At 43.1% G+C, this 11,968-nt stretch carries 8 protein-coding genes; 7 read left to right on the top strand and 1 reads right to left on the bottom strand.

Going from position 1 to position 11,968, the window contains the following annotated elements; genetic code table 11:
• Positions 1-278: 278 nt before the first annotated feature.
• From QZT26_RS01680 to QZT26_RS01710, 7 genes are all read left to right on the top strand, one after another.
• Positions 279-527: a type II toxin-antitoxin system HicB family antitoxin gene (locus tag QZT26_RS01680; RefSeq protein WP_099324121.1), complete on the top strand. Its 249-nt coding sequence runs from the start codon at positions 279-281 to the stop codon at positions 525-527.
• A gap of 61 nt (positions 528-588) precedes the next feature.
• On the top strand, positions 589-753 hold the full coding sequence (locus tag QZT26_RS01685) for a type II toxin-antitoxin system HicA family toxin (RefSeq protein ID WP_295100176.1): 165 nt from the start codon (positions 589-591) through the stop codon (positions 751-753).
• Between the two features lie 259 nt (positions 754-1,012).
• The gene (locus QZT26_RS01690; protein ID WP_295100177.1) at positions 1,013-1,765 is read left to right on the top strand and encodes a glycosyltransferase; all 753 of its coding nucleotides are present in this window, start codon (positions 1,013-1,015) and stop codon (positions 1,763-1,765) included.
• On the top strand, positions 1,716-3,191 hold the full coding sequence (locus QZT26_RS01695; protein ID WP_295100179.1) for a glycosyltransferase family 2 protein: 1,476 nt from the start codon (positions 1,716-1,718) through the stop codon (positions 3,189-3,191). The genes QZT26_RS01690 and QZT26_RS01695 overlap by 50 nt, the downstream gene beginning before the upstream one ends.
• Entirely contained in the window at positions 3,188-5,332 is a 2,145-nt protein-coding gene (locus QZT26_RS01700; protein ID WP_295100180.1) for a cellulose biosynthesis cyclic di-GMP-binding regulatory protein BcsB, read from the top strand. Before QZT26_RS01695 ends, QZT26_RS01700 begins: the two co-directional genes overlap by 4 nt.
• Positions 5,325-6,359, top strand: a complete 1,035-nt coding sequence (locus tag QZT26_RS01705) for a glycosyl hydrolase family 8 (RefSeq protein WP_295100182.1) — start codon at positions 5,325-5,327, stop codon at positions 6,357-6,359. The genes QZT26_RS01700 and QZT26_RS01705 overlap by 8 nt, the downstream gene beginning before the upstream one ends.
• A 54-nt stretch (positions 6,360-6,413) precedes the next feature.
• Positions 6,414-10,397: a tetratricopeptide repeat protein gene (locus QZT26_RS01710; protein ID WP_295100183.1), complete on the top strand. Its 3,984-nt coding sequence runs from the start codon at positions 6,414-6,416 to the stop codon at positions 10,395-10,397.
• 912 nt (positions 10,398-11,309) lie between these two features.
• Here QZT26_RS01710 and QZT26_RS01715 read toward each other — a convergent pair.
• Positions 11,310-11,954, bottom strand: coding sequence for a lysophospholipid acyltransferase family protein (locus QZT26_RS01715; RefSeq protein ID WP_164994764.1), 645 nt, complete (start codon positions 11,952-11,954; stop codon positions 11,310-11,312).
• Between the last annotated feature and the right edge of the window lie 14 nt (positions 11,955-11,968).

Raw genomic sequence — 11,968 nt, forward strand, 5'->3', positions numbered from 1 at the left:
CTTCATCGAAATGGTGAATCTCCTTTCAGGTGTTTTTTGTTATCAATATACCGCCGAATACCTTGGAAATCCTACCATTTCAATCCTATTCCTGCAACAAGGCTTTGCCTTGTTTGCAGGATTTAGGTATTATTGGAATTTTTCAAAAAACCAAAGTGTTTAGGAATGTTAAAAAGAAGAGAAAAGCTTGGTTAAAATCGGTGTTAATCGTTCGACTGAGCTCACGACGAAGTCTGCGCTCTGTGGATTGAAAAAGAACTTTTTGGGGATAAATACTTATGATTACTGAATATATAAACGAGGCATTAAAAAAGGCACATTATGAGATAATAGAAGACGAAGAACCTTACTATGGTGAGGTGCATGGGCTTAACGGTGTCTGGGCTACGGGCAAAACACTTGAAGAATGCAGAAATAACTTGAAAGAAGTTATAGAGGGTTGGATTCTTATTAGTATTAGAAAAGGGCTTTCTATGCCAAAACTTGGTAATACTGAAATTAAAGAAGTAGAGGAAGTAAGTATATAAATGCCTAAACTTACTCCCACTTCTTATAATGAACTTGTGAAGAAACTAAGAATGTTCGGCTTTGAAGGTCCTTATGGAGGCGGAAAGCACCTTTATTATGGTAAAGGGCAGTTTAAGACTAACAATTCCAAATCCTCACAGGAAAGAAATAAGTATTGATCTGTTAACAAGAATAATCAGGCAAGCAGGGATTACAAAAAATGATTGGATAAAGAACGAGGTATAAACAGAAAAGGTTTTTTCCACAGCAGGGGGGGGTGAACTGTTACGATTTTTTAATCGGTGAAATCTGTGGTTTCTTTTGAGACACGCCATGGCGTGTCCCTACTCTCTCTCTCTCAAATCGTAAATCGTAAAACGTAAATAAACACCATGCTTCCTATTGGAAATATGCCAAAAATAAAAACCGGAAAGTTTGATGCCGAAAAATCCATTTTTTATCTGATGTGTATTTTTGCGGGTGTGGGGGCATTTTTTTTATTTTCATGGCGGGATGTTATCTGGATATTTACTACCAGCTTGGGATATTCTGGGGTCTTATAGGTTTTATAATAGTTGCTGGTAAAATAGAGGTATTTAAACGCCCGCCCTTGCGAATCCTCTTCATCCTGATCATTGTGTTTATTACCCTGCGGTATTTGCTCTGGCGTACTTTCCAGAGTTTGGTGTACACGGGGCCATTGGATTATGCGGCAACCATTTTGCTTTATCTTGCGGAGGCATATGCGGTTGCCATTCACTTTTTCGGTTTATTTGTCAATATATGGCCGCTTAACCACAAGATAGCGCCCTTGCCTGCCGACTCCCGGCTGTATCCCACGGTGGATATTTTTATCCCCACTTACCATGAACCTGAAGATGTTATAAGAACTACTGCCGTTTCGTGTATGCAGATTGACTACCCAAAGGACAAGTTTAATGTTTATATACTGGATGACGGCGGCACTGTCGCCAAAAGGAATCATCCCGAAAAGGGAATGGATGCGTGGAAAAGGCACTATTCCCTGAAGAGGATGGCGAAGGAACTGGGTATCAGTTATATTACGCGGCAGCAAAATGCACATGCCAAGGCGGGGAATCTGAACCATGCCCTGTGGTACACAAGCGCAGAGCTTGTCCTCATATTGGATTGCGACCATGTGCCCACAAGGGATATTTTACGGAATACGGCAGGATGGTTTCTGAAAGATGAAAATGCTTTTTCTTGTGCAAACACCTCATTTTTTCATAAATCCTGACCCGTTTGAAAAAAATCTTGCGATATTTGGCGAAGCCCCCGGCGAGAATGAGATGTTTTATCACGGTATCCATCATGGCCTTGATTCCTGGAATGCTTCGTATTTCTGCGGTTCCGCCGCCCTTTTGCGTAGAAAATATTTAATGGAGGTTGGGGGAATTGCCGGCGAAACGATAACTGAAGACGCGGAAACAACCGTTGCTTTACATAGCAAGGGCTATAATAGCGTGTATATCGACAGGCCAATGGTATGCGGATTGTCGCCTGAGAGTTTTGATGATATGCTTGTACAAAGGAGCCGCTGGGCGCAGGGTATGATACAAATTTTCATACTGAAGAATCCCTTATTCGCAAAAGGAATGAAATGGTATCAGCGTCTCTGTTATATGAGCGCTTCCCTATTCTGGTTTTTTGGGTTTTCGAGGTTTATTTTTTATATTGTCCCTGCGGCATTTTTATTATTCGGATTGAAGGTATACCATGCATCTTTTGCAGAGATAGTGGCATATGCATTGCCCCACGTTATTGGGTGTATTGTTGTGACGGACTTTCTCCACGGCAAATTCAGATGGCCGTTTTTTTCCGAGATATATGAAAGCGTGTTGTCCATATTCCTTATGCCCGTGATATTTTCCGTTATCAGAAACCCACGGCATCCCACCTTTAAGGTTACCCCTAAAGGACAGAGTCTGGGCGAAACGGTGCTCACCTTGCAGGCAGTGCCCTTTCTTTTTATGGTATTTATAATTGCAGCGTGTGTTCCAGTGGGGATAATAAAGTGGATACAATTCCCATTATACCGGGATATTATCCTTATTACCCTGTTTTGGACGATGTTTAATCTTTTTATCGCTGTGGCGTCGCTGGGTGCGTTTGTAGAGAGAAGGCAGATACGCCGTCATCATCGCATGTGGGCGCGAGGCGAGGTCAATGTGTATTTTCCGCGCATGAAGTATATTTTGCAGGGTGAAATAAAGGATATCTCGTATTCAGGGATGGGGGTGCAGTTGAAAACGCCGTTTCCTATAAAACCGGAAGAGGATGTTGTATTAAACGTCAGAGATATTTATGGGGAAAAATATGCATTTGATGCAAGAATATTCCGTAAGATAAAAAAGAAAGAGTATGTTTTCTGCGGATGTGATTTTGTTGCAAAAGGAAAAGCGGCGCAATTGCGTTTGATTAAATATGTGTATGGCGACAGTCAAAGATGGGAAGATTTTTTGCAGAAGCGGTTTAAGCGTGTAAGTCCGTGGGGGATCTTCTATTTTATTGTGCGTATGGGTATAAAGGGGAGCAGGGACTGCGTTACACTTTCGTCGAAATTATTGTATAGCGTACTGAAAAAAAGTTTTTTTGTAATATATGGGAAAATGCAGTCATTGTGGCTGAAAAAGATGAAGCTTGAGGGATTGCATACAAAATGAAACAATTATTTCTCTGTATAGCAACCATCTTCTGCCTGGCACATCTGGCGCATGCGGCAGTAGTAGAAGTGCCCTTATATAAATTTACCAATACCCTTGTTAAAAGCATCGATTTAAAATGTATTAGCGCTGAATACACAATCCCGGTCAGTGTTCCTGAACGATGGGAAATTGAAAAGGCAGTTATGCGTTTTCAATATGTAAATTCATCTTCTTTGCTGGAAAACAAGTCCACACTGGTAGTGAAAGTAAATGAGTATCCGATTGCGCAGATCAAGCTAAGCCCCATTGTTCCGGAGGGGGAGGTAAAGATGACCATTCCTCCTGTTTTACTGGATACCGGCTATAACAACATCAGTTTTGCCGTCACGCAGCATTATACCGATGAATGTGAAGACCCGTGCGCTCCCGGTCTCTGGACAACCATTAACGTTGACGAATCCATTTTACGCGTGGAATACTGCTTAAAACCGGTTCCCTTACAGTTATCGGTGATTCCTGAATTCCTCTTTGACCCGAAAATCTTTCCCCACGGAAGGGTGAATTTCATTGCTGAGGGACTTACTTCCGAGGAGTTAATCAATTATGCGGGCATCGTGGCTTCCGGAATTGCGCTGCGATATGATTACCGGCAGGTATTTTTCAGTGTGAGTAAAGATATCAAGCCCAACGTGGACAATATACTTTTGGGGAAAAAGGATTTTATCTACGATTTTTTAAGAAAAAAGGGCGTTGAAATCAATGAAGGTGCCGGCGCCCTTTTGAAAATAACACACCTTCCGCTGGAAAAATTCGTACGCGACCCTCATCACGCCTTGATTATAATTACCGGAGATAATATTGAGCAGGTGAAATTGGCCGCGGAAACGTTTGCCATTATGTCTTTTCCCTTTCCCGACACAGACGAAATGACGCCGGTGAAGTTTGAACTCCCTGGTGTTGCACTGTACAGCGGCAAACACATGCTGGTTCCCGATAAAAAATATACCCTTAAAACCCTTAACCTTGAAACATATACTTTTAAAGGATTATCCCCTAATCCGAAAGAAATCACCTTTCGTCTGTCGCCCGATTTTTTGGTGAAACAAAATCAATATGCAAATCTTTCCCTGCATTTTGCATATGGCGCCGGCATGAGGAATTTTTCCGTTCTGAATGTGTTGCTGAATGGAATACATATACGGGCTATTCGCCTTGATAACGAATTGGGGGCTATTGTGGCAGGATACAACCTCACAATCCCTACCTATTTGTTCCAGGCAGGAACGAACGTTATTTCCTTTGCGCCGATGCTCGCCCCGTCAATGAGTAGCAATTGTGAACCGAAGCCCATAGACAATCTCTTCTTCACCCTATTCGATAATTCAACATTTATTTTTCCGCCAATGCCGCATCTCGTTGAATTGCCCAGGCTGGAGCTGTTTTTTTTAAACGGATTTCCTTTTACCCGCTGGCCTGACGGACACGAAACCCTTCTCTTTATGACGCAGCCAACGTCCAGCGTGATAGCCTCCGCCTTTAACATCATTGGTTCTATCACTCAAAAAAACGGATTTCCCCTCCTGGAAATTAAAATGGGTTTTCGCAAACCAGACGCATGGGACGGTGAGATTATTATTTTGGGAAGCGCAGAAAGCATTCCGGACGATTTAAAGGAACTCGCACCTTTGAAACTTACAAAAAATACATCTGTCCCTTACCCGGTGGTGAAGAGCTGGCGGGATGAAAAAACCCTTGCTTTCAGTGGGCAAATAAGTGATTTTGGAAAGGCGAAAGGCGCCGTAATGCAATTCAAATCCCCCTACAGGGTGGGACGCACGATATTGATGGTCACGGCGTTTTCTCCAAAAGAGCTGTATGCCTTTAGCGAAATGCTGACAGAACCTGCGGTAGAAGGCGCGTGCAAAGGCGATCTGGCATTGGTTGACCTTGCTTCCGCCCCTCATTACAAGGTCTATTCTTTTGATATAGGGAAAAAATATTTCAGCGGTAAAGGCGGAAAGATATCCCGGGTAAAGGCATATATATATTCCATGAGTAAGTATTATGCTTACCTGTTAGTTTTTATCTTTCTGTTTTTGGGGATAACCGTTTTCTATCTGTTATATCGCTTTAGAAAGAGGAGGTTGAAAAGTGCATAAGAAATTGAGTTGCATTGTTATATGTGTGTTTTTTATGCTGGGTATGTGTAAAATGACATACGGGCGGCAGCCGGCTGTTTGGGAAGCATTTAAGACGAATTTTATCGGACAGGACGGCAGGGTGGTCGATCATTACAATGGCCGTATCAGTCATTCCGAAGGGCAGGGATACGGAATGTTGTTGGCGGTAAAGTATGATGATAAGGCCGTGTTTGATAAGCTTTTGCAGTGGACGCAGGATAATATTGCGGTAAGGAACGATCATCTGTTTGCGTGGAAATGGGGGGAGAGAACGAGTGGCGCCTGGGGGGTAGTCGATTATAATAATGCCACTGACGGCGATATTCTCATCGCATACGCACTGATCAAGGCCGATGAAGAATGGCCCAACAATAATTATAAAAATACCGCCTTGAAAATCGTCAGAAGTGTGCGGGAGAATCTTGCGGTGGAGTGGAACGGACATCAGCTTCTTTTGCCCGGTTATCACGGATTTATAAGGGAGAATGATCGTTTTATCGTAAACCCCTCCTATGTTATTTTTTCAGCGTATCGTGCGTTTGCAAAGGTTGACGCCGAAGCATTCTGGCAAAAGGTTTACAAAGACAGCATGCTGCTCGTTGCAAAATCTTGTTTTGGGTCGCTGAAAATGCCTGCAGACTGGGTAATGCTGGAGGGCAGGGACATAGATGTTTGTAATGAAAGAAAACCGTATTTCGGTTATGAGGCAATCCGTGTATTCCTCTATCTCTCGTGGGAAGAAAATCCTCTGTTTCCGGAAGGTTTGGCTAAGATGCTGGATATTTATAATAAGCTGGGCTTTATTCCCCTTTGGGTAGATGTTGCCAGCGACAGCATTTCGCTGCAAAATGCTCCACCGGGTTTTTACGCTGTATTTGCCAGGGCGGCGGAGAAGATGGGTGAAAAAACGTTAAGCAAGAAATTGTTCAAAGAAGCGAGTGAAAGGCTGGCGTATGATAAAAAAGATTATTATTCGTATTGTCTGTACCTCCTGGCGGAAGAGTGACTATAATAACTTATTGAGAAGTTACAGAAATTGTAATTTGGAATTTAAAATATATTGTCTATACGAATGAAAGTAAATATCGGTTTCTTCATTTTATGTTGTATCTTTTTTGCGGCACAGAGAACCATTGCATATTCTTTGGGTTTGCCGGGTGGATACGCTTCTTTCAGTAGTCCCGATACATCAGCGCAAAAGCCGGCGTCCCGTTTGTACACCATTCAAGTCGCTTATGTCACTGATCCGGAAGAAGCAAAGAAGCGTGCGAAGCAGTTGTCGCAACGCATATTTCTTCCCGTTTGTATAAAAAGAACCGCTCAAAATTATTATGTCATCCTTGCGGGGAAAGCGGAGAGACGTTCTGATCTGTCGGAGTCTGAAAGCATTATCAGGGCGAATGGATATCCACAGGCATCTGTGGTGAATGACCCATACGGAGCGATTCCTGTTATTATGGAAATATTGCCGGATCAAACAAACGCCAGGCCGCCAATATCAAAGAATACACCGGAAAGAGCGGATGATTCCGCCGCTTTCTATGCCATCCGGGTTGCCCATATCACCAATCGGGAAGAAGCGGAAAAGCGCGCGAAACATATCTCTCATACCTTCGGTATTCGCACACGGATAAAGGAGGACGGCAACTACTCTCTTCTTCTTGCAGGAGTGGCAGGGAAACGGTCGGATTTGCAGCGAGATATTGATATGTTGCGGAAAAACGGATATCCCCAGACGACTATTATCAACAATCATCGTGCGAAGCCTCAGGAAGCGACGGAAAATTCGCCTCATATCGCGGTAACGAAGGAAAGACAGTCGAACCTGTTATCGATTGTACGGAAAACTCATTATGGGGAGGATGATTATGGCGTGTTTGACGAAATGGACGCCCCGCATTATTCAATAGAAGGAATGGGGGTTTCTGACGAAGGCGGAAACGGCAGGGAAAATGAGGATATCGTGCGGGCATGGGACTATTACCGGTCTGGCGATTATGCGCAGGCATTGGAACTTTTTCACAGGGTTCTTTCTTATTCTGAAACGGTGTTAGAGGCAAAACTGGGCAAGGCGTGTTGTTTTGTGATGCAAAATGACTCCACAAAGGCTGTTCCCCTATTAAATGAGCTAAAGGAAAAGAATTATGCGTTAGAAAAACTTGCAGACGCTTTTTTCAGAACAGGACAATTTGACGAAGCACTTGAATTGTGCGACACGATGTTATTTTTTGATCCTTCTAACAGGGAAGTCTTATGTTTGAAATTGAACATACTCGTGCAAACCTGGCAATTTAGGGAAGCGAGGATGATACTTGCCCATATGCCAAAGGAAAACGACACATTGAAGACGTTGCAACTTCGCGCGGACCTTGAGTTTTGGCTGGGGAATTATGGGAGCGCTATTGTCCTCTATCAGGATTTGATCAGTAGATGGCCGGAAAATGGCGATATCTGGTTTGGGTATTTTAAAGCACTTTCATCAGCGCAGGAATGGTCGCTGCTGTCAAAGGCGATAAAAGAAGGAATAGACAAAATAGAAATGTCCGATGACAGGCGGGATTTCCTGGTGGAGATGTATTTGTCTTTGGAGGAGACAGAGAAAGCGCTATGTTTATGGAGAGGTATGGAGGTTGCTTCGGAACGATGGAGGAAGACTCTTTTCGCCATAGTGAACACATTAACTGCCAATAAGAAACGGGAAGCGGCTGTTCAGGTTCTGAAGCAGGCATTGGAAATGGACGGTGCGAATAGCCTTATCGCCGGGGAGTTGTCTCTTCAATACGCTTCCATGGATATGCCGGAGAACGGTATGGAAATTTTGCGTCAATTTGAAAACACGCCGGAGACCAGTAGCGCACTGAATATTGCAAAGGCAGGGCTTTTCTCTATTGTAAAAAATTATGAAACAGCATTGTCAATGTTACAAGCTTTTGAACAAAATACCGGCAATGATTACAAGGCGCAGCTTATTGAACTGGAATGTTATTATGGCCTGGAAGATTACGAGGCACTTATCAAAAAATCCGCTTCATTATTGCAAAAATGGGGCGCGGATGAATCTTTTCCTAAATCAAGGGTGTCGGCATTGCGGATACTTTCGCAAATCAAAGTGGGCTTGCATAGGGAAGCGGAAAGAGAGATTGGGGTGCTTTTAGAAACGCAGAAAGAAAAATATACAGCCGCAATGCTTTCCGTTTTGCTCTATGCATACAAAGGTGTTGAATTGCTAGCAGCGCTGGAGAATGCCGATTATGGTTCGGCGGTTTTTTCAATATCGTTGTTCGCTTCAAGCGGACAAATGGAAGAACATTACCAATCCATTCAGGCGCTTGGAGCATCACTGGCAGAATCTTCTTCTTGGTTTGATACGATGCCGCAGCAATTTTTTGAGGATGAATTATTCTTTGATGCATCAAAGGTGACTGCCCTCCGCATGCTTCATGCCTGGAAAATTGCGGATGAACTGTCCGGGCATAATAATGCAGACATAACGGAGCAGTTGGCAATGGCTGAATATAGAGCAGGGAATTTTCAGGAGGCGCTGGAGGTTTATGAACAACTCTATTGTATGCGTGAAGATGCATCATATAAACTGGGCATGATGGAATGTTTCATGGCAATGAACAATAAAAAGAAGGCGAAGGAAGTATGTGATGAAATACAATTATCGAATCTGCCTCGCCAGGAAATGCCCCGTTATTTGGAAAATGTGGTGAAATGTGGCATTGAAAGAGAGGCGTTTTACAGGATAATCATGGAATTGCCGGAGGATTTGACAAAAAACACGCGTGTCATAACAGCGATAGCAATGGCAAATATTCATTACGGCGACTACTTTCTTGCAAATAATATAGTAACGGAATATCTCTTAAATAATCAGATCTCTCTCTCCCTCTTTCAGTTAATCATGGATAAGGCGGGAGATTTTGACAAAGGGCGGGAGGGGAAACACTATCAGTTTGCAAAAAACTGGCTGAACGATGCCGTGGAATTATATCCTGAAAATACCGGCATTCAGTATCAGTATGCAAGGTTCCTGGCTTTGCACGAAGAGTATGAAATGGCAAAGAAACAATTTTTGGCAATGTGGGAATCAAATTCCAGAGATACCCGCGCTATGATATGGATGGGGAAACTGAACAGGCAGATGCATGAATTTGAGGAATCGCAGAAATGGTATGATCTCTATTTAAAAACAAGGCCGTCAGACGCCATTGCCCGCCGGGAAAGAGAATTCATTAATCATTGTGCGCTGCGCAAAAAACAATCCGACATGGTGTTTGCGATGGTTAGCCAGCGTATGCCGGGGGATTACAGCGGTTGTTGGGAGTGGGAGGCAAAGAGGTCTGAGATAAACGAAACACAAGAGTCAATGTTTCTGCAGGATGCATTTACTATGAATTACAGGGGAAAGAGTCATTTCTTTCCCTATTTGGAACCGGTTGCCTTTTATGGTGAATCCGGCGGTGGAAGGGAAGGCCTTCGCCATGAAATGCCTGAACAGGATGCTGGCGCAATGGGCTATTCCTTTGATCAAACAACGGGGAAGTGGAAACAGGGGACATCGATTGTTTTTCAGGGGTTTAACAGTGCAAAAGGCGGCAGCGGAAATGGAGATTTTTTGTTCCCGTTGTCAGGAAGGGTGAACAGGTATCTTGCGATGGATTTGCCGGCGTCAATGGACCATGCGCTTAGTGTTGAAGACAAAGTAATGTATTTTAGAAAATTTGGCAGAGCGACAACGGATCGTTTAATGGCGACGTCACATAAAGATTTTAAAGAGAGTCTGCAGAATTATGTCATGGGGAAAATAGTGCCGTATCAGGGAGAAGATAAAAAAGGGGAGAGATTTGAGATTATCCGAGATGGCGGAATAAATGATATTTTTGACGTATCATTGCGGTGTGATAAAGAAGGGATGCGGAAAGGTTTTTATGCGCTGCCCCCCGGTGAACTGAAGAATATTTCAACAGTGGGGTGCATTCCAGATTTTTTGTATATCTTCACACATTTTGTTTTTTTACAAAGAATTGTAATACTTTAGTCCTATGAAAAAAACCGCTCGTTCCCAAGCTCCGGCTTGGGAACGGGATTGTTTGAGAAGCTCCAGCTTCGAATGGAAAAGGGAATGAACCCATGATGTCAGCTTGGAGGCTTTTCAGTATGTTACCCAAGATATTTAGAAACATCTTTTGAATCGAATAATACACGAAGCTTCGCTTGCCGGCTAAATGGAAGCTAGAGCTTCCAACGCAATTACGTTCCCAAGCCGGAGCTTGGGAACGAGCATTTTTGTTTTCCAAAAATCTAAACTGTTACAAAAAATCAGGAATGCTCCCTCAACAGTGTTAGGGAGAATCTTCCTGAGCAGTTTGCCAGGTGAAGGATAGTAGTTTAAAAGGTATTTCTTTGAAATGTTAGATTAGGAATTTTGAATTTTAAATTAAAAATGATCGTTCCTAAGCCCCGGCTTGGGGAACAAGTTCGAGCTATTTTCCATGCTGAAGCATGGGAGTTAATGCGTGGTCAGATTTTTCAAAAGACTAAAGTGTTAAAAAAATTAAATATTTGTGCCCGTAAGATTTTCTTGGCAGGCATGGTTATACGATAATGGGAAATTGTAAAGACAAAAAATATCCGTGCGACGACTGCTTTAGTTGTCAGTTTTGCAGCGATGAACGCTGTTCCATGTGCTTGTGCAACAAGAAAAAACCAAGACAGCTTAGCGTGGAAGAACAAATAGCCCTTTACGATGAGCTAAATAAAAAGTAAATGTAGGGCCACTTCCCATATTTTCCAACTTGATTTGATTTGAAAATATGGGAAGTGTCCCCAATTACCCATTACCTTCGAGAGTTCAGGCTTGCAAACCGGAACCCGCCGGGAGTCGTGTAATGTTTACGCTGAATAGTTACAAAAAATACAAAGAAACTATTGAGAAGGTGCTAAACACGGGTTATTTTTGTTGTGCCAGTAAATCTGCTTTTTTCATCATTTCGCACATGGTTCTTTCCAGCAATAGACGGTATGCTTCCATTTCTTCATCGTTAAGTTGTGGGGGGATAAACAAGGGTTTGCCATAGAGTATTAACACACGGGAAAACGGCTTTGGTATGCGAAATTCGTCCCAACTTGGAAGTTTCCAGTAATTTGACATTCCGACTGTAACAGGGAGAATGGGTACGCCTGTTTTTTTGCCAAGGTATATACACCCTGATTGCACCACGCATCGCGGCCCTCTGGGCCCGTCAGGTGTAATTGCAATTGAATACCCTGCCTTTGTTTTATCCATTAGCGCCTTTACTGCCCTGGCGCCTCCCCTGGTGGTAGAGCCTCTGACAACGCCGAAGCCAAGCCGTTTAATTACCCCTGCAATGTATTCACCATCAGAATGCTGGCTGACAAGTACTTGTATATTTGCATTGCGGCCAATATAGGCAAGGCAAAGCAGCGTACAGTGCCATATAGCATAAATATTTAATGACTTTTTTACCTTTTCCAGACTTCCCCCTGGTTCGTGTTCTATTCGCAGGGTAAACAGCAATATCCTGACTAAAAAACAGCCAAGTATCCCTGTAATGTAGAACTTTAGATTTTTCATTTTGGTACTCTGTT

Origin of the sequence: uncultured Candidatus Kuenenia sp., assembly GCF_900696675.1 — a bacterium.
GTDB lineage: Bacteria > Planctomycetota > Brocadiia > Brocadiales > Brocadiaceae > Kuenenia > Kuenenia stuttgartiensis_A.

What these genes read in the sequence shown, in the direction of transcription:
- QZT26_RS01680 (WP_099324121.1), top strand. Translation starts at nt 279, where the DNA reads ATGATTACTGAATATATAAACGAGGCATTAAAAAAGGCACATTATGAG.
- QZT26_RS01690 (WP_295100177.1), top strand. Translation starts at nt 1,013, where the DNA reads ATGGCGGGATGTTATCTGGATATTTACTACCAGCTTGGGATATTCTGG.
- QZT26_RS01695 (WP_295100179.1), top strand. Translation starts at nt 1,716, where the DNA reads ATGAAAATGCTTTTTCTTGTGCAAACACCTCATTTTTTCATAAATCCT.
- QZT26_RS01700 (WP_295100180.1), top strand. Translation starts at nt 3,188, where the DNA reads ATGAAACAATTATTTCTCTGTATAGCAACCATCTTCTGCCTGGCACAT.
- QZT26_RS01715 (WP_164994764.1), bottom strand. Translation starts at nt 11,954, where the DNA reads ATGAAAAATCTAAAGTTCTACATTACAGGGATACTTGGCTGTTTTTTA.